20 protein-coding genes and 1 tRNA gene are annotated in these 22,008 nt (G+C 72.4%); 12 read left to right on the forward strand and 9 right to left on the reverse strand.

The window, feature by feature from the left end:
* Positions 1 to 32 precede the first annotated feature (32 nt).
* Positions 33 to 620: a hypothetical protein gene (locus tag ACLQ29_RS12820; RefSeq protein ID WP_425771813.1), complete on the reverse strand. Its 588-nt coding sequence runs from the start codon at positions 618 to 620 to the stop codon at positions 33 to 35.
* 168 nt (positions 621 to 788) lie between these two features.
* A complete protein-coding gene (locus tag ACLQ29_RS12825; protein WP_393369601.1) occupies positions 789 to 1,880 on the reverse strand; it encodes an ABC transporter ATP-binding protein in 1,092 nt (363 codons plus the stop codon).
* A gap of 340 nt (positions 1,881 to 2,220) precedes the next feature.
* On the opposite strand from ACLQ29_RS12825, the gene ACLQ29_RS12830 reads away from it, so the two are divergent.
* The 5 genes from ACLQ29_RS12830 to ACLQ29_RS12850 all read left to right on the forward strand — a co-directional run bounded on the left by ACLQ29_RS12830 (position 2,221) and on the right by ACLQ29_RS12850 (position 4,605).
* Positions 2,221 to 2,297 (forward strand) — tRNA-Thr (locus ACLQ29_RS12830).
* Between the two features lie 122 nt (positions 2,298 to 2,419).
* Positions 2,420 to 2,959, forward strand: coding sequence for a hypothetical protein (locus ACLQ29_RS12835; RefSeq protein WP_425771814.1), 540 nt, complete (start codon positions 2,420 to 2,422; stop codon positions 2,957 to 2,959).
* A gap of 94 nt (positions 2,960 to 3,053) precedes the next feature.
* Complete coding sequence (locus tag ACLQ29_RS12840) at positions 3,054 to 3,455, forward strand: helix-turn-helix domain-containing protein (protein WP_425771815.1); 402 nt, start codon at positions 3,054 to 3,056, stop codon at positions 3,453 to 3,455.
* Between the two features lie 35 nt (positions 3,456 to 3,490).
* Positions 3,491 to 3,910, forward strand: a complete 420-nt coding sequence (locus ACLQ29_RS12845; protein ID WP_393369605.1) for a VOC family protein — start codon at positions 3,491 to 3,493, stop codon at positions 3,908 to 3,910.
* Between the two features lie 50 nt (positions 3,911 to 3,960).
* Positions 3,961 to 4,605: a histidine phosphatase family protein gene (locus ACLQ29_RS12850; protein ID WP_425771816.1), complete on the forward strand. Its 645-nt coding sequence runs from the start codon at positions 3,961 to 3,963 to the stop codon at positions 4,603 to 4,605.
* On the opposite strand, the gene ACLQ29_RS12855 is transcribed toward ACLQ29_RS12850, so the two are convergent.
* Complete coding sequence (locus ACLQ29_RS12855) at positions 4,593 to 5,120, reverse strand: hypothetical protein (RefSeq protein ID WP_425771817.1); 528 nt, start codon at positions 5,118 to 5,120, stop codon at positions 4,593 to 4,595. The two genes, ACLQ29_RS12850 and ACLQ29_RS12855, sit on opposite strands and share 13 nt — an antisense overlap.
* Positions 5,121 to 5,328: 208 nt before the next feature.
* Between ACLQ29_RS12855 and ACLQ29_RS12860 the strand changes: the two genes are divergently transcribed.
* Positions 5,329 to 6,087 carry an enoyl-CoA hydratase/isomerase family protein gene (locus tag ACLQ29_RS12860; protein ID WP_425771818.1) on the forward strand — a complete coding sequence of 253 codons (759 nt, stop codon included), beginning with the start codon at positions 5,329 to 5,331 and terminating at the stop codon, positions 6,085 to 6,087.
* An 88-nt stretch (positions 6,088 to 6,175) separates the two neighbouring features.
* Positions 6,176 to 7,717: a serine/threonine-protein kinase gene (locus ACLQ29_RS12865; protein WP_425771819.1), complete on the forward strand. Its 1,542-nt coding sequence runs from the start codon at positions 6,176 to 6,178 to the stop codon at positions 7,715 to 7,717.
* Between the two features lie 71 nt (positions 7,718 to 7,788).
* Here ACLQ29_RS12865 and ACLQ29_RS12870 read toward each other — a convergent pair whose 3' ends face one another.
* From ACLQ29_RS12870 to ACLQ29_RS12885, 4 genes are all read right to left on the reverse strand, one after another.
* Positions 7,789 to 8,232, reverse strand: a complete 444-nt coding sequence (locus ACLQ29_RS12870; RefSeq protein WP_393369617.1) for an HNH endonuclease — start codon at positions 8,230 to 8,232, stop codon at positions 7,789 to 7,791.
* A 212-nt stretch (positions 8,233 to 8,444) separates the two neighbouring features.
* Positions 8,445 to 9,656 (reverse strand): hypothetical protein, encoded by a 1,212-nt coding sequence (locus ACLQ29_RS12875; RefSeq protein ID WP_425771820.1) that lies wholly within the window; start codon positions 9,654 to 9,656, stop codon positions 8,445 to 8,447.
* A 67-nt stretch (positions 9,657 to 9,723) separates the two neighbouring features.
* On the reverse strand, positions 9,724 to 11,277 hold the full coding sequence (locus ACLQ29_RS12880) for an FAD-dependent oxidoreductase (RefSeq protein ID WP_425771821.1): 1,554 nt from the start codon (positions 11,275 to 11,277) through the stop codon (positions 9,724 to 9,726).
* A gap of 30 nt (positions 11,278 to 11,307) precedes the next feature.
* Positions 11,308 to 11,790 (reverse strand): MSMEG_6728 family protein, encoded by a 483-nt coding sequence (locus ACLQ29_RS12885; protein ID WP_425771822.1) that lies wholly within the window; start codon positions 11,788 to 11,790, stop codon positions 11,308 to 11,310.
* A gap of 94 nt (positions 11,791 to 11,884) precedes the next feature.
* Between ACLQ29_RS12885 and ACLQ29_RS12890 the strand changes: the two genes are divergently transcribed.
* The 4 genes from ACLQ29_RS12890 to ACLQ29_RS12905 are packed head-to-tail and all read left to right on the forward strand — an operon-like array spanning position 11,885 to position 18,619.
* Entirely contained in the window at positions 11,885 to 13,843 is a 1,959-nt protein-coding gene (locus ACLQ29_RS12890; RefSeq protein ID WP_425771823.1) for a potassium channel family protein, read from the forward strand.
* Between the two features lie 37 nt (positions 13,844 to 13,880).
* Entirely contained in the window at positions 13,881 to 16,817 is a 2,937-nt protein-coding gene (locus ACLQ29_RS12895; RefSeq protein ID WP_425771824.1) for a BTAD domain-containing putative transcriptional regulator, read from the forward strand.
* Between the two features lie 30 nt (positions 16,818 to 16,847).
* Positions 16,848 to 17,837, forward strand: a complete 990-nt coding sequence (locus ACLQ29_RS12900; RefSeq protein ID WP_425771825.1) for an ATP-binding cassette domain-containing protein — start codon at positions 16,848 to 16,850, stop codon at positions 17,835 to 17,837.
* Positions 17,834 to 18,619: an ABC transporter permease gene (locus ACLQ29_RS12905; protein WP_425771826.1), complete on the forward strand. Its 786-nt coding sequence runs from the start codon at positions 17,834 to 17,836 to the stop codon at positions 18,617 to 18,619. Before ACLQ29_RS12900 ends, ACLQ29_RS12905 begins: the two co-directional genes overlap by 4 nt.
* Before the next feature lie 27 nt (positions 18,620 to 18,646).
* On the opposite strand, the gene ACLQ29_RS12910 is transcribed toward ACLQ29_RS12905, so the two are convergent.
* Together ACLQ29_RS12910 and ACLQ29_RS12915 are read right to left on the reverse strand one after the other, a co-directional pair.
* Positions 18,647 to 19,885, reverse strand: a complete 1,239-nt coding sequence (locus tag ACLQ29_RS12910) for an APC family permease (RefSeq protein WP_425771827.1) — start codon at positions 19,883 to 19,885, stop codon at positions 18,647 to 18,649.
* An 11-nt stretch (positions 19,886 to 19,896) separates the two neighbouring features.
* Positions 19,897 to 20,634: a phosphatase PAP2 family protein gene (locus ACLQ29_RS12915; RefSeq protein WP_425772038.1), complete on the reverse strand. Its 738-nt coding sequence runs from the start codon at positions 20,632 to 20,634 to the stop codon at positions 19,897 to 19,899.
* A 119-nt stretch (positions 20,635 to 20,753) separates the two neighbouring features.
* Between ACLQ29_RS12915 and ACLQ29_RS12920 the strand changes: the two genes are divergently transcribed.
* Positions 20,754 to 21,977 (forward strand): DUF4032 domain-containing protein, encoded by a 1,224-nt coding sequence (locus ACLQ29_RS12920; RefSeq protein WP_393369643.1) that lies wholly within the window; start codon positions 20,754 to 20,756, stop codon positions 21,975 to 21,977.
* Positions 21,978 to 22,008 lie beyond the last annotated feature (31 nt).

A 22,008-nucleotide genomic window follows, 5' to 3' on the forward strand; every position in this document is an offset into this window, starting at 1 on the left:
CCTCCCGCCAGGTGCGGGAGGGGGCCTCGTCGTCAGATCTGCCGGGTCCAGGACACGAAGAGCAGCGTCCCGGCGAGCGCCATCAGCAACACGGCCGGGATCAACCAGCGCGGACCCCGCTCCCCGTCCAGACGTCGGGTCAGCCGCTGGTGCACGGCGGCGATGCCGACCAGTACGGCCAGGCCGACGGCGGCGGTTGGCAGGCCGATGAGAAAGTGCGCCAGCCACGCGCCGCCCCGGGTCGGACCACCCCAGGCATCGTCGTAGGGCCCGGAGACCACCAGGCCGTAGAGCACGCCACGCAGCACCAGCAGCAGTTGGACGCCGAGCGGCAGCAGGGCCACCGCGCCGAGGAGCAGGCTGAGCAGCGCGTGGCCGAGCACCGCGACCGGGCCGGGCCGCCGGCTGGGCACGGGCGTCGGGGGCGCGCCGAGCAGCCCGGTACGCAGGGCCCTCCATCGCGCGACGGCGGCACCTGCCCCGCCCCACGGGACGGTCACAAGCGCGAGCAGGGCGACCGGCACCAGCGTCGCGCAGTAGGCGAGGCTGCGGGCGGCCAGGCGAACCACCAGGTACGGCCGGGAACGGTTGATCGGTTGAGCGGTGGCGGTGGCGGACACGGCGTCTCCTCGGGTTGGGCGTGCCGCGAGGCTATGGGCGCGGCCCACCCTGCCGAGTCACCCCACAGAGCCACATCCGCGCTGGCTCCGGGGGGTGAAGATCCACCACCGGTACGACGACAGGGGCGGCCCGCCGAAGCGGACCGCCCCTGTCGGTTGAGCGTTACGTCAGATCCGGCTGCCGGTGGCGGCGTGGAAGACGTGGCTGCGACCGGTACGCGGCTTGACGAACACGGTGTCACCCATGTTCGGCATGCTGCGCCGGTCGGTGCGGACGACGAAGCGCTCCGAGCTGCCACCCAGCGCGGCGTGGCCGTAGACGTTGGCGTCCGAGCCGAGGTCCTCGACGAGCTCGACCACGACCGGCATGCCGCCCTCGGTCGGGCTGACCAGGTCGCAGTCCTCCGGGCGGAAGCCCACGGTCACCTTGCCGTTGCCACCCTCGCTGCGGGCCGCCGCGACCTGCTCCCGGGTCAGCGGGATGTTCAACTCGGCGAACTCGGCGCCCTGCTCGTTGAGCGCAACGGTCTTGATGTTCATGGCCGGGGAACCCATGAAACCGGCGACGAACACGTTCGACGGGGTGTCGTAGAGCGCGCGGGGGGTGTCCACCTGCTGGAGGACACCGTCGAGCAGCACGGCGACGCGGTGACCCATGGTCATGGCCTCGACCTGGTCGTGCGTGACGTAGACCGTGGTGACGCCCAGCTTGGCCTGCAGGGACGCGATCTGGGTACGGGTCTGCACACGCAGCTTGGCGTCGAGGTTCGACAGCGGCTCGTCCATGAGGAAGACCTGCGGCTCGCGGACGATCGCGCGGCCCATCGCGACACGCTGACGCTGACCACCGGAGAGCGCCTTCGGCTTGCGGCTGAGGTACTCCTCCAACTGGAGCAGGGCCGCCGCCTCCTTGACTCGCCGGTCGATCTCCGACTTGGAGGTCTTGCGCAGCTTGAGGGCGAACGCCATGTTCTCGTACACCGTCATGTGCGGGTAGAGCGCGTAGTTCTGGAAGACCATCGCGATGTCGCGGGCCTTCGGAGGAAGGTGGGTGACGTCACGCTGGTCGATGTAGATCGAGCCGGCGTCCACGTCCTCCAGGCCGGCGAGCATCCGCAGGCTGGTGGACTTGCCGCAACCGGAGGGGCCGACCAGGACGAGGAACTCGCCGTCGCCGATCTCGAGGTTCAGCTCGTTGACGGCGGGACGCTCTTGGCCCGGGTAGACCCGGGACGCCTTGGAATAGGTGACCGTAGCCATGGTGAAGCGCTTCCTTTCACCGGCAGGAACGTGCCGGACGATCCGAGTGAAGGAGCGACAGGCACGTATCCGTGCCGGTCAGCGGACTGCGGCTCGCGCGCGGGGGCGCCGGGCTGTCGTCCGTGTGAGTGAACCGTAAACGGGTTTGCCCGTGCTGCCAAGGCGGGGTGCCGCCCGACCTGGCCGACGGCCTACGCATTCCGGGCACTCGGGCACGCTCAGGCATCAATCGACGCACCGGTAAACCCGTACGCGTCGGGTTGTTGACGTTTCCAATGCTCGGGGGGCATCGCGAGCGGGATATCCGGACGTCACTCGCTATGCTGACGTCGACGCACGCGCCCCTGTAGCTCAGCTGGCCAGAGCACTCGCCTTGTAAGCGAGATGTCGCCGGTTCGATCCCGGCCGGGGGCTCCATATCCATCAGGGTTGGTCGCCGTGGTGGCCGTCCAGCCCGACGTCGGGTTTCGACACGCTGGTATGCGACCCGCCGCGACGCCTGGTGGAACGGCGGGGGATGCGTGCGCGTCAGAATTGGTGTGAAGCTGCGCGCCGCGATCCTGTCTGTCCTGACCGCTCTCAGCCTCAGCCTCGTCGTGGTCGCCTTACCGGCAGAGCCGGCACTGGCGTGCAGTTGCGCGCGAGCCGCCGAGGCGGACGAGCGGGCCGACCTCATCATCGTCGGCACGATCACCGAGGTGATGGACACCGGGGTCCAACTCGCGGTGGCGTCGGTCGAGAAGGGCAGCCTTCCGGCAGGGCCCACGCTCAAGCTGAGGGTGGGCCGCAGTGAGGCCAGCTGCGGCTACAACTTTCGTGTCGGCACCCGATATCGCGTGAATTCCACCGGCGGGGCAACTGGGCTGTGCTCGGGAATCAGAGTCGCACCTGCGCCTGCGCAGTCGCGGATCACACCGTCCGCTTCGGTGCCCGCCCCGACGCCTGCCACGGCCGCACCTACGCTCGATCAGTCGTCGGGCCGATGGTTCGCGACCGGTGCCTCTCTGACGATCCTTGCTGCGGGAATTGTCGTTGCGGTCCTGCGGCGGCGTCGGACCAGAGCTACCAGCCACCTCTAAGGCGAGTCCGTGTACCGGCCGTATGCTTGACGGCGGTACGCGAGCGTCAGCCTGCGGCAATGTCAGGTAACAGAGCGGATGTGCAACCGAGTCGATGAGTCGCGCGGTGGAGGAGTCGAACCGGGCGATGCTGCGTGCCCGGGACGCGATGGACCGGGCGTATGCCCAGCCGCTGGACATCCCCGCGCTGGCCCGGATCGCGTACGTCTCCGAGGCGCACTTCATCCGCACCTTCCGGGCCACGTTCGGTGAGACCCCGCACCGTTACCTGCAACGTCGCCGGGTGGAGCGGGCGATGACGTTGCTGGTGGAGACCGATCGGGACGTGACCGACATCTGTTACGCCGTCGGCTTCGGCAGCCTCGGCACGTTCAGCCGGACGTTCCGCCAGATCGTCGGCAAGTCGCCCTCGGATTTCCGGCGGGACCGCGTCGCGCCGGCCAACGTGCCGTCGTGCTTCACCAAGGCCTGGACCCGACCCAGCAGTTTTGGATAAGCCGCAGGTCACGGTCGACCTCTACCGTTGTCGGCATGACGATGAACGCGATCAGCCGCTCCCAGATCTACGTCCTCGACCAGGACGAGGCGCTCGATTTCTACGTGAACAAGCTCGGCATGGAGGTCAACACCGACCAGGATCTCGGCTTCATGCGGTGGCTGACTGTCAACCTGCCCGGCGACCCGGAGCGGGAGATCCTGTTGGAGAAGCCGGGCGCGCCGGCACTGGATCCGGCCACCGCCGAGCAGGTCCGCGAGCTGCTGACCAAGGGCGCCCTGGGTGGGTACCTCTTCATGACCACCGACGACGCCCACAAGACGCACGAGGAACTCGTGGCGAAGGGCGTCGAGATCACCGACGAGCCGACCGAACGCCCGTACGGGATCGACTTCGGCATCCGGGACCCGTTCGGCAACCGGATCCGCATCGGCCAGATGTTCCCGCGGGGCTAGGGACGAACGCGGGGGCGAACCGCCGGTTCCGGTGTGGTGAGGTGGGCGGCATGGCGACCCGGCTGCTGTACCTGACCCGACATGCCGAGCAGGACCTGACCGCGCTGCGGGAGTCGGATGCCGGGGAACCGGACACCGGCCTGTCCGAGCGCGGCCGGCGGCAGGCCATCCTGCTCGGCGAGCGTCTGCGGGGCCGGCGGTTCGCGGCCATCCAGCACGGGCCGCTGCGCCGGGCCGCGCAGACCGCCGAGCTGATCGCCGGGTCGCTGCCCGAGGTGCCGGTGTACGAGACGGAGTTGGCAGGTGACCACCTCCCACACGACACGGATCCGGTGGGACTGCCCCCGGCGTACGCGACGTTCCTCGGGCAGTTCTCGGCGACCGAACGGGTCGACGGGCCGCAGGTGACGGCGGCGGCGGTACGGCGGTTCGCCGGCCCGGTCAGCGACGGGCCCACAGGTGACGAGCCGGTTCGCGAGTTGGTCGTGACGCACAGCTTTCTGATCGCCTGGCTGGTGCGGCACGCGCTGGACGCGCCGGAGTGGCGTTGGATGGGCTTGAACCTGCACAACGCGGGCCTGACCGTGATCCGGTACAGCCCGACCGGGCCGCCGAATCTGATCGCCGTCAACGACGTGGCCCACCTTCCGCCGGAGTTGCGGGGCACCGGCCTGCCCCCGGACTACCTGGTCTGAGTGCCGGTGGTCCGCAGCAGCAGCTTGACCAGGGCCTGTGTGGCCGGCGGTGGCGCGGCGTCGGCCGGGCAGTCGACGAAGCCGGTCTCGACGCCGCCCACGGTGAGCCGGTAGCTGAACGCGTCCGAGCAGGTTGTCGAGCTGGTCGGCCGCCGTGCCTCGGCGGCCAGCCGGGGGTCGGCGGCCAGTCCCGTCAGGCGGCCGAGGTCGGCGGGGTCGAGCTGGCCGCCGCGCCGACTGCCGGCCCGGTCCACCGCGGTCCACCGACCGTTCGGCTCGACTGTCACGGCGTCACCACGGCCGGCGAAGCCGCCGGAGGTGCGCAACATGACCTGGGTGGGCGTACCGCTGGTCGTGGGGACGACGGGCGGCGGCGGGGTGGCGGTGATGGCCGGGCCGGTAGCGGTGGTGACCGGGGGCGGGAGGGGGGTGGGGGCTCGGTCGACGCCGGTGCAACCGGTCAGGACGGCGGTCAGGAGCGCGATCGTGACGGCGGTCGTCGATGCGGGTCTCATCCCCGTCGGACGCACCACCCCAAGCAACGGTTCCCCCACCCCACCCCGGACGGAAGCGGTGTGAGCCGTTTCTGGCGTTTCCGTTACGAGCTGACGGAAACTGTCCAAGATTGCTTCAGAATCGTGGCCGTCAGGGTCGTCGTAGCGGCGTGCGCCGCCGGTTCGGCCAGATCGGTGACGTCGCACAGGTGACGGGGGAGGGGCGGACGTGTCGGACGCGGAGGTGACAGTCGAGGTGACCGGACCGGTCGCGACTGTGGTGATCCACAACCCGGCCCGGCGCAACGCGATGACCGCCACCATGTGGCGTCAGCTCCCCGAGTTGCTCGACCGGCTGGAACCCGACCCCGACGTCCGGGCGTTGGTGCTCACCGGCGCGGGCGACGCGTTCTGCGCCGGTGCGGACCTGGGTGACCTGGGTGACCTGTTGGACGCCGGTGACACCAGCATCGCGGCGGCCGCCGAGGAACGGCTGGCCAGCTTCGCCAAGCCGACGATCGCTGCCATCCGGGGTGCCTGCGTCGGCGGCGGGGCCCAGCTCGCGGTCGCCTGCGATCTGCGGATCGCCGCGGACGACGCCCGTTTCGGCGTACCGCCGGCCCGGCTCGGGCTGGTCTATCCGGCACCGACCACCCGCCGGCTGGCCCGGCTGGTCGGTCCGTCCGCCGCCAAGCACCTGCTGTTCACCGCCGAGCTGATCGACGCTGAGCGCGCCCTGCGGATCGGTCTGGTCGACGAGGTGCTGCTGGGCGACCGGCTCTCCGCGCGGCTGGACGAGCTGACCGCGATGATCGCCCAACGGTCGCCGCTGAGCGTCGCCGCCGCGAAGGAGATCATCGACGACCGGGCCGGGCCGGCCCGGATCGCGTGGTGGCACCGGAAGGTTGTGACCACCGGAGAGGCCCGGGAAGGGGTCGCGGCGGTGGCCGAGCGGCGTACGCCCCGCTTCGCCTGGCGGCCCCGCTGAGGGGACGGTAGCCGCACCTCGGTCCCACTCATCGCGACACCTCGATCCGGGGTGGCCCGTGGCCGGCCGGTACGGCAGGCTGTCCGTCGTGCAGCGTGATCAGTTGCTTGCGGGCCGCTATCGGCTCCTGGAGCGCCTTGGCAGTGGCGGCATGTCGGCGGTGCACCGGGCGTACGACGAGGTGCTCGAACGGGACGTCGCGGTGAAGGTGCTGCTCGCCACGGACCACGGTGCACGGCAGCGGATCCGGGGTGAGGCCAAGGCCGCGGCGCGTTTGTCGCACCCGCACGTCACGAGCGTCTACGACTTCGGCGAGTCGCTCGTCGACGGTGCGCAGGTCCCGTTCGTGGTGATGGAGCTGCTCGGCGGTCTCACTCTCGAACAACGGCTGGCGACCGGGCCGTTGCCGCCGCGTGCCGGCTTACGGGTCTGCGCCGAGGTGGCCTCCGCTCTCACGGCCGCGCACGCACAGGGGTTGGTGCACCGCGACATCAAGCCGAGCAACGTGATGCTCACGCCCACCGGCGCCAAGGTGCTCGACTTCGGCATCGCGGCCGTCGCCGGCGAATCGGAGATCGACTTCGAGGGGCGGCTGCTCGGCACGCCGGCCTATCTCGCCCCGGAGCGACTCGAGGCCGGCGAGGTGCTGCCGGCCTGCGACGTGTACGCCGTGGGCCTGCTGCTGCACCGGGTGCTCACCGGCCGGCTGCCGTGGCCGGCAGAGACGCAGACCGGGATGCTCCGCGCGCACACGCACGTCGAGCCGGACCCGCTGCCGGAGATCGACGGCGTGCCGCCCGAGGTCCACCGGCTCTACCGCTGGTGTCTGGCCCGCGACCCCGCCGACCGGCCACCGGCTGCCGAGGCGGCCCGCATCCTGCTCGCCGGCATGAGTGGAGCGACGTCCGAGGGGACGGGCGTCAGCCCGGCACCGGGAGCAGGCTCACGGAAAACGGGCGTCACCGCGGCACCGGAGGCCGGCTCAGCCGAGCCGACCGACACCACGACCGTCGACTCGGCCGCTCCGCCGAGACGCCTGTCGTGGCGTCGTCGTCGGGCCATCCTGGTGGTCGGCGGCGCGGTGCTCACCGCGATCACGATGGCCGGGTCGCTCGGTGACGTCGGCAATCGTCGACCGGGGCAGGGCGCTCCGTCGACCGGCCGGGGCCCGGGCACCACCGCCGTGGGGATGCCACGCGCCGCGGAGCCGGCCGACGAGATCACGACCGGGCCGTCCGCCGTCCCGCCGGCCCAGGAGACCGCGCCTGCTGCCCGGACCGGCCCGCCGACCGGTCCGGGCACGACGGCGACCCCGGCCCCGACAGCGGCCCCGACCGCTACCGCGCCCGGCCCCGCGCCGACCACGCCCGGCCCGGCCGCGTCGACGCCCACCCTTTCCGCGGACGTGCCCGTGCGGGCGCAAGGAGGGACGATCACCGTCCGCTGCGTCGGGAAGTCCGTCGAGGTGCTGGCGGTGGCGCTCGCGCCCGGGTTCCGGGCCGAGGCCTACGACCCGGGCCCCGCGAAGCAGATCCAGGTCGAGCTGGTGTCCACCGAGCACCGCAGCGAGATCCGGGTGCAGTGCCCCAACGGCAGCCCGAACTCGAAGGTCAAGGAACGCGCACTCTGACCGGGGGCCGGCGGGTGCCGCGCCCCGGGACGTACCCGGGACGCGGCCCCCCGTTCCCGCCGGCCGGTCCGTCACCTCCCGGCGAGCGCCCCCCAGCCCGGGTTCACCGGCTCCCGGCGCAGCGGCATGCCCGCCTCCGCCGGCGTCCGGTCACCCTTGCGCTGGTTGCAGCCGTAGCAGGCGGCCGTGGTGTTCCGCCAGGTGTTCCGGCCGCCGCGCGAGCGGGGCAGGATGTGGTCGATGGTGGAAGCCGACCCACCGCAGTACGCGCAGCAGCGGTCGTCGCGGCGCAGCACCCCGGCGCGGGACCAGGCCGGCCCGGCGCTGAACCTCCACCTGGTGACCACGTAGCGGACCAGCCGCACCACCCGGGGCATCGGGAAGACCCCGATCACCTGGTCCGGCTCGGCCTCGTGGATCTCGGCGACCCGGCGGCAGAGCATCCGTACGGCATGTTGAACGGTGACCCGGTGCAGCGGGCCGAGGTCGGCGTTGATGACGAGGACGGCGTCCACCGGGGCTCCTTTCACGATGGTGACGGACAGCGAAAAGCCGCCCGGTCCGGCTGGTGGACGGGGCGGCTGGGCGCGTACGGGTACGCGTCAGTCGGGCCGGCCCGCCCGGGGACCTTCCGCTCGGCAACCGTCGCCGGGCAGCGTCGACGGCACGGTGCTGACGTGCGACATCGTCATGCTCTGCTCCCGTGGCGGTGGTTGACCTTGCCCGATCACGGTAGGTCGGGGCGGGATAGACGGGCAACGTATTTCGATCGGCTGCCCGGCTCCTCCGGGCGGCGCGGACGGCGGGTCCGGGGCGCGACGACCGCCGTGCGTCGGGCGGTGCTCAGCGGCCGGTCCAGCCGTAGGGCCATGCGCGCGGTGAGTTCGGCGTCCAGCAGGGGCCTGTTGACCTCGCCGGCGACCGCCAGCGCCGGCCCGGAGACCGACCGCCAGATAGCGGCGAGCCCGGCGCCGAGACCCACCAGGGCGACGGTGGCCCGGGTGGTCGGTGAGCCGGCGGCCGCGGCGGCGCTCACCCCGACCACCGCGAAGAGCACCAGCAGCAGGGGTACGAGCACGGGCCAGAAGATGCCGCGCGCCGCCTGTGCCACCAGCCGACGATCCCGGATGATCAGGTTGCGGGCGATCACCGCGTAGTCCTCCTCGTCGAGCAGGTCGCGGGGGTGCAGGCCGCCGGTGAGCACGTCCCGCCAGAGGTCACCCTGGGCGCGCAGGGCCCGGCTCAGCTCGGCGGGCGCGGGTTCGGCCGGGTCCCCGTGGCCGGCCCGGTCGACAGCTGTCGCCCAGGTGGCGAGCGACCGGCGCACCACCGCGGCCGAGTACGGCGGCAGCACGCTCGCCAACTCGTCCAGCCAGCGGCTGATCTGGATCTGCCGACCGCCGAACTGCCGCAGCAACTGGGTGGCGTCGCCGGCTCGGACGGTGTCGGCCACCGATCGGCCCAGTCGGTAGGCCAGCCCGACCCGGTGGTTGGCGGCCATCGCCCAGCGCAGCACCTCGACGTTGAGGTCGTCGAGGGCGAGCAGCAGCGGCACCGGGTCGGCCGGCTCGGGCCGGCCCACGTCGGGTAGCAGGGTCCGGGCCGCGGCCGTGTCGGGCACCGGCCCGGTGTGTCGGGTGAGTTCGGCGATCTGGGCCAGCGCGACGTCCACCCCGTCGAGGTACATGCGCATCCGCCGGTGGGCGGACATCTCGGTGAGGTTGGAGAGCTTGGCCGGCGGTACGGGCGGTCGAGCCTCGGCGGGGACGCCGAACTCGGCGTGCTGCCCGTGGTGGTAGGCGTCCGCCATCCACCAGCCCAGGCGCAGTGCGGTGACGATGCAGGCGCGTTCGTCCCGGATCAGTGGGTACGCGTCGTCGCGGCCGCTCTCGTCGACAGGCGAGTCGTTCTCCGCGCCGGCGCGGTGCAGTGGTGACATCCCCCGCTGCCCTCCCGCCCGGTCGATCGACGGTTGATCAACCAAGCGTACGGCAGCGTACGGATGCTTATGTTGTGTTTTGTCGGTTCGGGGTGCGGCGACCGGCAAGCAGCCCTCGGGGCCGGATCGAGCGGACCGGCTCCGCCGCCCCGCCCTCCGCGCGCAGGATGTGGTTCGCGGCGACGATGCCCGTGGCGGCGGAGCGTTCCATCAACGCGCTCGGGAAGTCCGTGGCGATGCCGTCACCGGCCAGGTAGAGGCCGGACGCGTCGGTGCGTACCCCCGGTCGCCAGGCGTGGCTGCCCGGCGTGAACGCCGGCGCCTGCGCCTCCACCCGGGCCCGCAGCTCGCGAACCCGCAGGTCGGCGGCCTCCGGCCAGAGCGCGACAAGCTCGCGGCGCATCCGCTCGGCCAACTCCTCGGCCGGCACCCCCGGCTCGCAGGCATACGCGTGCAGCTCGATGACCGACCCGCCGGTCTGTCGCGCCCACCGCCGCGGCTCGTCCTCCAGCCGGTGGTAGAGCGTCACCGAATCCAGCGTGGGCTGCCGGGACACACCGTTGAACACCGCCCGCTCGGCGGCCACGTCCCCGGCACACCAGTACCGTGCCACCGCGTACGGCGGGCCGGGCCGGCCGAAGGCGGGCATCCGGGCGGCCATCTCCGGTGCCCGCTCGACCAGATCCGGGGAGGCGGCGACGAGCGCGGCAAGCGCCGGCGGATCGACGGCCAGCACCACGTGGGCCGCCGGGTGGCCGTCGCCCTCGGTGGTCGTCACCCGCCAGCCGTCGCCGTCCTGGTGCACCCCCGTCGCGGCGCAGCCGGTCAGCACCCGGCCTCCGTGCTTCTCCACGTGCCGGGTCAGTGGCTCCCAGATCGCCGTGGCGTAGTCCTCGTCCGGGCAGTCGAACGCCAACCCCTCCGGGTTGCCGAGCAGATAGAAGTGGAACTGGGCGACCATCTCGGCGGCCGACATCTCCGCCTCGTGGTTGAAGAACGAGTGCGAGAAGACCTCGAACAGCATCGCCCGAGCCCGGTCCGGCAGCCGCAGCGACGCCAACAGCTCGTCGGCCGTGGTGTCGTCCAACTCGGCGTAGGTGCGCACCGGATCGTAGGTGAGCAGCGGCAGCGCGGCGTCCCGGTCCATCAGGCGCAGGTCGCCCAGGCGCAGACTGGGGCTGCGCAGCAGCAGCGCGAGCAGGTTCGCCGGCGGCGCGGGCGGCAGCTTGCCGAACTCCTCGGTCGGCCACTGGGCACTGAGGATCGGGTAACCCGGAATGGGCTTGAGGAAGCCCAGGTCAGGATCGATCCGCCGGAGGATCGACCGCCAGTTGTAGTACTGCCGGAAGAACGCGTGGAAACCGTGCTCGTTGCGCTGACTGCCCTCGGCGAGCGTTTCCGGCCAGGCGCCCAGTCGACCGCCGAGCGTCGGTGCCGCCTCCAGCACCGTGACCGCCACGCCGCGCTCGGCCAGCACCACCGCCGCCGACATGCCGGCGATGCCGCCACCCACCACCACCGCCGCGGTCGGTCGCGGCACGCGGTCCGCGCCACCGCCGCCCGGGTCCACCAGATGCTGGCGTACGCCGATGAGCCGGCCCACCACTTGCGACAGCGCCATGGGCACCTACCTCTCTCGCCCCAGTCTCCTCTACGGCAGGCAACGGCGCGCGCGGTCGGAGGCGGGCCAGACGTACTCCAGGTCCGGCGGAACGTCGTCGCCGAAGAGGGGCCGGTAGTGCGCCGGGTCCTTGCGGACCAGCGACGAGCGGTGGCTCAGGTGCAGCTCGTCGCGGCCCAGCCACGGGGGCAGCTCACCAGCCTCGGCCAGCTCGTCCTGGGTCCGTACGACGCCGGCCCCGCAGGCGGCCGCGAGGTCCACGGTCATCGTGGTGGCGCAGGTGTCGGCCCGCCCCGGCTCGGTCCACACCGCGCACATGTCCAGCCCGTAGCGCGTCAGCGCCTCCTCGTACCCGGCCCACATCTTCACCGCCGGGTGGTTGCGCCAGCCGTACCCGGGTCGGGTGAGCCCACGCAGCACCTGGATGGCCTCCACCCGCTGCTTGCCCAGCCGCTTCTGGTCCAGCGTCCGGGCGCTGGCCAGGAAGTCCGGGTACGGGAGGAACGTCTGCATGCCGCTGCTCTACCCGTCGCCGGAGCGGGCATGCCTGGTCGGGGATGATCCGGACGGGGTCGCCCACCGTGGCCGTGCTGATTACGATCCGGGCATGGCGGAGCCGTGGCGGGACCGGGCGCGACGGGCGGTCGAGTGGAACTGGCGGCTGCGCTCCGCCGGTGATCCTCGCCCGCACTACGTGATCTGCGGCAAGGACGCGCTCGCCTACTACGTGGCCCGGGCGCTGCTCGAATCCGAGCTGCCGGCGGGTGGGGCCCGGGTGACAGTCGTGGTGCCGGAGCGTTACCGCAGCAACGGCCCGGACGTGGCGGGGCTGCGCGGGGTCCGGGTGGTCCGCTCGGATCGGCTCGACGTGTCCACCTTCGAGGCCGCCGGCCTGTCCGGGGCGACCGGGCTGGCCCTGCTGCACCAGGACGACGTCGGCAACCTGCACGCGGCGCTCTGCGCGCAGGCCGTCGACCAGCAGGTCCGCCAGGTGCTGCGGATGTTCAACGGCACCCTCGCCGACGGCGTACGCAAACTGATCAAGGCGCCGGTCGAGGTGCTCTCCGACGCCGAGATGGCCGCGCCGGCGTTCGTGGCCGCCGCGCTCGGCGAGGTCGACCCCAGCTCCTTCCAACATCGGGACAAGACGCTCCGGGTGGCGCGGCGGGCCGACGTCCGCCCGCAGGACGTGGTCTGCGCCCTGGCCCACCTCACCGAGGCGCAGGGGGTGGAGCTGCTGCCGGCCGAGCAGGCCGGCGCGGACCTGGTGCTCGCCGAGGCGACCGGGCAGCCGCCGGGCACCGAGGTCGCCGCCCGTCGGCTGGTCCGGGCCCGCCGGCGGCGTCGTCCGGTCACGGTGCTGCTGGGAGCGGTACGCGGCTTCGCGACCCGCAAGATCGGCGTCGCGGTGATGCTCGTGCTCGCGGTGATCGTGGTGCTGGGGGCGCTGATCTCCCGCACCGAGGACGCCTCCCCCCTGGAAGCGCTGTACCTGACCCTGGTCACCACGCTCAGCGGCGCCGACCCGGACACCACAAAGCCGGCCGGCGCGCAGATCATGCAGGTGGTGCTCAACCTGGCCGGCTTGGCGCTGATCCCGCTGATCACCGCCGTCGTGGTGGACGGCATCGTCAACGCCCGGCTGGCCCTGCACACCGGCCGGGTGCAGCCCGCGCGGGCCGGGCACGTCGTGCTGATCGGCCTGGGCAACGTCGGCACCCGGGTCATGGCCCAGCTCCGGGAGTACGACGTCGAGGTGGTGGCGATCGACAAGGATCCGGCGCCACGCGGCGGCGCCCTGGCCCGTCAACTGGAGGTGCCGGTGATCGTCGGCGACGCCGCGCTCTCCGAGACGCTTGTCGCCGCGTCGGTGGCCGACTGCCAGGCGCTTGTGGTGGCGTCCACCGACGACGTGGCCAACCTGGAGGCGGCGCTCGCCGCCCGTGACCTCGCCCCCGACCTGCGGGTGGTGCTGCGGCTCTTCGACGGTGACTTCGCCGAACGGGTGGAGGAGACGTTCGCGCTCGGGGTGTCCCGGTCGGTCTCCTACCTGGCCGCCCCGGCCTTCATCGGGGCGCTCACCGAACGCGCGGTGATCACCACGATCCCGGTCGACAGGCACGCGCTGCCGGTCGCCGAGGTGCCGGTAGCCGCAGGCTCCGAGCTGGACGGCCGACCGCTGGACGTGGTCAACCGGGACGGGCAGGTCCGGTTGATCGCCCGTACCCCGGCCGGCGGCGGCAAGACGATCTGGTGGAAGGACCTCGATCCTCGCCAGGTGATCTTCGCGGGCGACCGGCTGACAGTGGTTGCCCGTCGGCGCGGCCTGGACTGGCTGACCAGGCAGTGCGCCCCGCCCGCCCATCCGGGCCCGGCGCCTCGGCCGGCGGGGACGGTGCACGGCACGGTGCCCATTCCGGCGGCGACGCCGCCCTCGCTGCCAAGCCAGACAGGCTCGGCGCATCCCGTTCCTCCCAGCGGGGGTGCTCCCTCGACATCCACTGACGGCCCGGCGGAAGAATTCGAACTGACCCGCCGGCATGACGGCACCGCCGAGGTGAGCTGAAGCCGTCTATGGCCGGTACCGGGTGACAATCAGTGCCATGCGTTTCCGCGTCCTGGGGCCGACCCAGGTGCTGCTGGCCGACGGGCGCGAGATCGCCCCGGGTGGTCCACGGCTGCGCGCGCTGCTGGCGCTCCTGCTGCTCGACGCGGGCCGGGTGGTGTCCGCCGAGCGGCTGATCGACGGTCTGTACGGCGAGCACCCGCCCCGGGGCGCCGCCAACGCGCTTCAGTCCCTGGTGTCGCGCCTGCGTCAGGCGCTGCCCGCCGAACACACCCCGGTGGAGTTCCACCCGGCCGGCTACCGCCTCGCCGTGGATCCCGCGGACGTCGACGCGTACCGGTTCGAGCGGCTCGCCGAGGTCGGACGGCGCGCTCTCGCCGGCGGTGACTGGCCCCGCGCGGCGGCCGTGCTGCGCGAGGCGCTGGAGCTGTGGCGTGGTCCCGCCCTGGCCGACGTCATCGACGTGACCGGCGTACCCGCGCAGGCGGCCCGGCTGGACGAGCTGCGGCTGGCCGCCACCGAAGATCGGATCGAGGCGGAGCTGGCGCTGGGCGGGCACGCCGAGCTGGTCCCGGAGCTGCGGCAACTGGTCGTGGCGCATCCGCTGCGGGAGCGGTCGCGAGGCCAACTCATGCGTGCCCTGTCCGCGCAGGGCCGACCGGCCGAGGCGCTTGCCGAGTTCGAGGACGCTCGGCGCGGCCTGGCCGAGCAACTCGGGGTCGACCCGTCGGCGGCGCTGGCCGCGATCCACCTGGCCGTGCTGCGCGGCGGGGACAGCTCCGCCGGGCCGCGCGGTGGGGACAGCTTTGCCGGGCCGCGCGGTGGGGACAGCTTCGCCGGGCGCCCGCCGGCCGGGCCGGTGCTGCCGAGTCAGCTCACCACCTTCGTCGGGCGGGAGGAGGAACTCACGCGCGTTCGCGCGTTGCTCGGTGAGCGGAGACTTGTCACCCTCACCGGCCCCGGGGGAGCGGGCAAGACCCGGTTGGCGATCGAGGCGGCGGGTCGCTCGGACGGCGAGGTCTGTTTCGTCGAGCTGGCCGGGCTGGCCGATGGGTCGGACGTACCGCAGGCGGTGTTGAGCGCGCTGGGCCTGCGGGACGCGGGCCTGCGGGCCCCGGCCGAGCCGGGCCGACAGTCCACCGACCGACTGGTCGAGGCACTCGCCGAACGGCGGCTGCTGCTCGTGCTCGACAACTGCGAGCACGTGGTCGCCGACGCGGCCCGGCTAGCCGCACGGCTGCTGGGCGCGTGCCCCGCGTTGCGGGTGCTGGCCACGAGTCGCGAGCCGCTCGGGCTGGCCGGCGAGGCGTTGTGCCAGTTGTCCGGGCTCACCCTGCCGCCACCCGACGCGTCGACCGAGCAGGCCGACGACTACGCGGCGGTCCGCCTGTTCGTCCAACGGGCCGCCGACGTCGCACCCGACTTCACCGTCACGCCGGCAAACGTCGACGTGGTGCTGCGGATCTGCCGTACCCTCGACGGCCTGCCGCTGGCGATCGAGCTGGCCGCCGCGCGGCTGCGGGCGTTGCCCGTCGCCGAGGTGGCCGCCCGTCTCGACGACAGGTTCCGGTTGCTGTCCATGGGCAGCCGGGCCGCGTCACCCCGACACCGCACGCTCCGGGCCGTGGTCGAGTGGAGCTGGGATCTGCTCGACGATGCCGAACGGATACTGGCCCGCCGGCTGACCGTCTTCGCGGGCGGCGCGACGCTGGAGGCCGCCGGGCAGGTCTCCGGTCTCCCCAGCGCCGAGTTCGTCGACGCGCTCAGCGGTCTGGCCGACAAGTCCTTCGTGGAGTTGAGCGGTGGCCGGTACCGGATGCTCGAAACGGTGCGCGCCTTCTGCGCCGAACGTCTCGCCGAAGCCGGTGAGGCCGACGAGCTGCGCCGCGCGCACACCGCGTACTTCCTGGAGCTCGCCTGGACCGCCAGCGACCACCTGCGCCGAGCGGAACAACTGCACTGGTTGCGACGGCTCGACGCCGAGCGGGACAACCTGCACGCGGCGTTGCGTCGTGCCACCGCGGCGGGTGACGCGCCCGAGGCCGCCGGGTTGGTCGCCGCGCTGTCGTTCTACTGGTGGTTACGCGGCATGCGTGGCGAAGGGGCCCGGCTAGCCGCCGACGTCCTCGACGTGCTCGGTGCCGAGGCGCCGCCCGGGTTGGGCGAGGAGTTCGCCCTCTGCGTCTACAACGCCGCGCTCGCCGGTGCCGGCCACCTCCCGTCGCTCGGTACGCAGGGGTCCGTGATCCGCAGCCTCGACCGGCCCCCTCGACAACCGTTCCTCCTGTATCTGTCGGGGATCTCGACCGGACCCCCGCCCGGCGGAGCCGATGACGTCGAAGAGCTGATGCGGGAGCTGCGGCGGCTGGTCGGCCCGGACGTCTGGATCAACGCGCTCGGCGCGATGGGGCACGGCACGGCGCAGATGTGGGGTGGTCAGTCGGACCGTGCCGGGGCCGCGCTGGCCACCGCGCTCGACGGCTTCCGGAGCACCGGAGACCGGTGGGGTTCCATGATCACACTTGGCGCGCTCGGCGAACTGGCCGCCTGGCACGGTGATCCGGAGGCGGCGGGCGACCACATGAAGCAGGCAATGGGCTTGGCCGAGGAACTCGGCTCAGCCGTCGACCAGGCCGACATGCTGCGTACGCGGGGTGAGATAAGGCTGCGTGCCGGTGACCTGGCGGCAGCCCGGGACGACTTCGCCGGCGCGCTGCTCCTGGCGCAGGGCAGTGGCGCGCCCGAGTTCGTGTCCGCCGCCCGGCTCGGCCTCGCCCAGGTGGCACGGCTGCGTGGTGATCTCGCCGAGACGAGGCAGCTCTGCGAAGCGGCGTTGGCCGGCGGGCTCACCGGCTGGTACGTCGGCGAGGCGACGCGCTCGGAGATCATCCTCCTTCTTCAGCAGATCACCGAGGAGGAGAAGGCCGGTGCCGCGAGCCGGCCCGGTGCGCCGCCGTCAGCGGACGGTGCGTGACCCGTCAGCGCCGGACCGCACCCTCGCGGCATGACGACATTCGACGTGACAGCCGAAGGGCTGGGCAAACGGTACGGCCCCACCCGAGCGCTCGACGACTTCGACCTGACCGTGCCGACCGGCACGGTGTACGGACTGCTGGGGCCGAACGGCGCCGGGAAGACGACTGCCGTACGGATCCTCACCACGCTGCTGCGCTTCGACACGGGCCGGGCCACCGTGGCCGGGTTCGACGTGCGGCGTCAGCCGGACGAGGTGCGGGCCCGGATCGCGTTGACCGGGCAGTACGCCGCAGTCGACGAAACTCTCAGTGGGCGGCAGAACCTGGAGTTGTTCGGCCGGCTGTTCCGGCTGGGTCGACGGGCGGCCCGCCAACGCGCCGACGAACTGCTGCAACGGTTCGGGCTCGACGAGGCGGCGGGCCGGTCGGCAGGTGAGTATTCGGGTGGGATGCGCCGCCGGCTGGACCTCGCGGCCAGCCTGATCCGTACACCCCGGGTGCTCTTCCTCGACGAGCCGACCACCGGTCTGGACCCGCGTAGCCGCAACCAGGTGTGGGACCTGGTCCGCGACCTGGTCGCGGACGGGACCACGGTCCTGCTCACCACGCAGTACCTGGAGGAGGCCGACCAGCTCGCCGGCCGGATCTCGGTGATCGACGCCGGTCGGGTGGTGGCCGAGGGCTCGCCGGACGAGTTGAAGGCGATGACCGGCGGCGACCGGATCGAGGTGGTGGTGCGGGAGGCGGCCGACCTGACCCGGGCTGCCCGCATCGTCGCGTCGATCTGTGCTGCGGAGCCGGGGCGCGATCCGGAGGTGCGGCGGCTCAGCGTGCCGGTGGCCGACCGGGTCGCCGGGCTTGTCGACGTGGTGCGGGCGTTGGACGACGCCGGGGTCGCGGTGGAGGACATCGGCCTGCGGCGCGCGACGTTGGACGAGGCGTTTCTGTATCTGACCGGGCACCGGCCGGACGAGGCCCGTGAGCCCGTCGGCGTTGGACGAAAGGCGGACGGGGCATGACGGCGGCGGTGGTTGACGGCTGGACGATGACCAGGCGGAACATGATCCACGTGATCCGCGCACCGGAGGAGCTGATCCTCTACTTCTCGCTGCCGATCATGTTCGTGCTTGTCTTCGGGTACGTGTTCGGCAGCGGCATGCAGGTGTCGGGTGGCGGCAACTATCGCGAGTTCCTGCTGCCCGGGGTCTTCGTGATGACGATGCTGTACGGCCTCGGCGCCACCGCGACCGGCGTGGCGCTGGACCTCAGCCGGGGTGTGGTCGACCGGTTCCGGTCGATGCCGATGGCCCGGTCCGCCCTGATGACCGGCCGCGGTGTCGCCGACCTGCTGCGCGCCCTGCTCGAGATGTCCACCCTGCTGGTCTGCGGCCTGCTCGTCGGGTGGCAGTGGCGGCAGGGTGTCGGCAAGGCGTTGCTCGCCGTCGGGCTCCTCCTGCTGCTGCGGATCGCGATCACCTGGGTCGGGATCTACCTGGCGCTGCTGGTGCGCAACCCGGACACGGTCGGCATGATCGTCTTCCCGGTGGCTTTTCCGTTCACCGCGATCTCCAACGTCTTCGTGTCGCCCGAGCTGATGCCGTCGGTCATCGGGACGATCTCGGAGTGGAATCCGCTCTCGGCCACCGTCGCCGCGATCCGTCACCTGTTCGGCAACCCCGGTCTGGGTGGCGACTCCTGGCCGGCGGAGCACGCCATGCTGTTGGCGGTGCTGTGGCCGGTGCTGCTGATCGCGACGTTCGCGCCGCTCGCGGTGCGCCGATACCGGCGGCTGAGTCGCTGACCCCGGGCCGCCGGTGGCCTGCTCAGGTCACCGGCGGGCGGGGCGTAGCGCGTACCACGCGGCGCCGACGGCGAGCACACCGAAGCCGGCGAGGACGCTGCCCGTCGGCAGGTTGACCGCGAGCAGCAGACAGCCGAGCAGCCCCAGGCCGGCGAGCACCTGCACCGGCAGTTTCCGCGCCCACTCCCGGCCCAACGTCAGCGCCGCCGCGTTGGTGATCGCGTAGTAGACAAGCACTGTGCAACTCGAGAAGCCGATGGCGTCGCGCACGTCACCGAGCAGCACCACCACGACCACCACGGCGGCCACGGCCAGTTCGGCGCGGTGCGGCACCTGGCGTACCTGGTGCACAGCGGCAAGCGCGCCGGGCAGGTCCCGGCGGCGAGCCATCGCCAGGGTGGTCCGGCCGACCCCGGCGACCAGGGACAGCAGGACCCCGACGACCGCGATGGTGGCTCCGGCGCGGACCAGCCAGGCCAGGCCGGGCAGCCCGGCGGCGGTCACCACGTCGACAAGGGGCGCGGCGGACCCGGCCAGCCGGTCGGCGCCGAGCACGCCGAGTGCGACCACGGCCAGCACCAGGTAGATCGCGAGCACCACCCCGAGCGCCAGCGGCACCGCGCGGGGAATGGTCCGCCGCGGGTCACGGACCTCCTCGCCGAGCGTGGCGATCCGGGCGTACCCGGCGAACGCGAAGAACAGCAGCCCGGCGGCGGTGAGCACGCCCCGGGCGGAGCCGCCGGGCTCGCCGAGCCGATCCAGGCGCACCGGCCCGCCCACCAGGCCGACGACCGCGACCAGGGCCAGCACCGCGAGCACCAGCACGACAAGTGCCCTGGTCACGGTGGCCGTCTTGCCGATGCCGCGCAGGTTCACCGCGGTCACCGCGAGCACCGCGCCGACGGCGACCAGCCGGGCCTGCCCCGGCCACAGGTACGCCCCGATGGTCAACGCCATCGCCGCGCAGCTCGCCGTCTTGCCGACCACAAAGCCCCAGCCGGCCAGGAACCCGGCGAACGGCCCGAGGCGCTCCCGACCGTAGACATAGGTGCCGCCGGACTCCGGGTACCGGGCCGCCAGCCGCGCCGAACTCGTCGCGTTGCAGAAGGCGATGAAGCCCGCCAGCACCAGCGCGGGCAGCAGGCCGGCGCCGCCGGCCGCCGCCGCGGCCGGGCCGAACACCACGAAGACGCCCGCGCCGAGCATCGAGCCCAACCCGATGATCACCGCATCGGGTACGCCGAGCCGCCGCGCCAGTTGATCCATGGGACCCAAACCTAGGGGTACGAGGTGAACGGCCGGTCCCATGCGCGTAACCGCCCGGGGAGCGGGACGTCGTCCCACGGCACCCGATGCAGCAACCGGTCCAGGAGCAGGCCCAACAGCAGCCCGGCCACCGAGTCGGTCAGCCAGTGCCAACCCAGGTAGGTGGTGGTGGTGAGGACGACAAGCGGCGGCGCGACCCGGATCACGGTGATGAGCTGGGCCGGCAGTTGCCGGCCGAGGCTGCGGGCCAGCGGGGCCAGCAGCAATGCGATGACGCCGTACCAGACGATGGCGTTGGCGACGTGCCCTGACGGGTAGGACTGGGCGAACCGCACCGGCAGGTCGTCGTGGAACAGCGGCAGGGTCTGCTCGGGCGTCAGGAACGGCTCCTTGACGCTGGCGCTCGGTGCCGCCCGGGCCGTCCAGACCTTGAGCGGGCCGATGGTCAGGAGGGTCAGCACGAACCCGACCACCGGCGGCAGGATCGGCCGCAGCGACCGCAACCGGACGGCCAGCAACACGCCCAGCCCGGCGGCGATCAGGGTCAGCGGGCTGCCCTGGCCGAGCAGGTTGAACACCCGGGCCACCCAGTAGGCGACAGTCGGCCGGTGCCCCTCGGCCCAGTCGGCGACCGCTCGGTCCAGCCCGAAGAACTGGTCGGCGGCTAGCGCCACAGTCAGACCGACCAACCCGACCAGGAGGAGGGCGTCGAACCACCAGCCGGCCGGGCGGACGGGCCGTAGCCGCAGGTCACGTCGTACCGCCGTGGGTTTGAGCACGCGACCACGCTACCGGCCCGGCGCGAGGCCGGGGTGGTCGGCGCTGTGGGCCCAACCACGATCAGAGGCGGAGGCGGGGGCGAGGCGTCATGCTTGTGCCCGTGCGGATCACGTCTGCCCTCGTGGACCCGGCGCTGCTCGACCTGCCCTGGTCGACACCGCTGGAGGAGTGGCCTGCCCAACACCTGGTGGCGCTGCCGCAGGGCATCTCCCGACACGTCGTCCGGTTCGTCCGGCTTGGTGACTACGTCTACGCGTTCAAGGAGACCCGCGAGCGGATCGCCGAGCGGGAGTACGACCTGCTCCGGGCCCTGGAGCGGATCGACTTCCCGTCGGTCGAGGCGGTGGCGGTCGTCGCCGACCGGCAGACCGAGGACGGGGAAGCCCTGGAATCCGTGCTGATCACCCGGCACCTCCAGTTCTCCCTGCCGTACCGGGCGCTCTTCTCGCACACCCTGCGGCCGGAGACGATGAGCCGGCTGCTCGACGCGCTCGCGGCCCTGATCGTGCGGATGCACCTCACCGGGTTCTTCTGGGGCGACTGCTCGCTGTCGAACACGCTGTTCCGCCGGGACGCGGGGGCGTTCGCCGCCTACCTCGTGGACGCGGAGACCGGCGCGTTACACAACTCGCTCTCCAACGGTCAGCGCGGTGAGGACCTGGAGATCGCCCGGGTGAACATCTTCGGTGAGGCGTTGGATCTGCAGGCCGCCGGTCTGCTGCACGAGTCCATCGACCCCGAGGTGGTCTGCGAGGAGGTCGTGCAGCGCTACGAGCGGCTCTGGCACGAGATCACCTACGAGCAGGCGGTCGAGCGGGAGGCCCGGCACGACATCGAGGGCCGGATCCGCCGCCTCAACGAGCTGGGCTTCGACGTGGCCGAGGTGGCCATGTCCTCGATCGACGACGGGCGTTACCTGGTTCGGCCGAAGGTTGTCGACGCCGGCTACCACACCCGCCGGCTGCTGCGGCTCACCGGTCTCGACGCCGAGGAGAACCAGGCGCGCAAGCTGCTCAACGACCTGGACGCCTACCGGGCGGAGAGCGACCTGATCGACGAGCAGCAGGCCGCGCACCGCTGGCTCACCGAGGTCTTCGAGCCGGTGGTCCGGGCCGTACCCGCGAATCTGCGCCGCAAGCTGGAGCCGCAGGAGCTGTTCGCGCAGATCATCGAGCACAAGTGGCTGCTCTCCGAGCAGGCCGGCCGTGACGTCGGGATGCGCCACGCGGTTCAGTCCTACCTGGCCGACGTGCTTGTGCACCGCCCCGACGAGCAGGCCATCCTCGGCGTCGACGTCCCCGCCTTGAGCTGATCCTCGGCTGGCCCTCTGCCTCGGGACGGTC

Source organism: Micromonospora sp. DT228 (genome assembly GCF_049841595.1).
In the GTDB taxonomy this organism is placed as follows: Bacteria; Actinomycetota; Actinomycetes; order Mycobacteriales; family Micromonosporaceae; genus Micromonospora.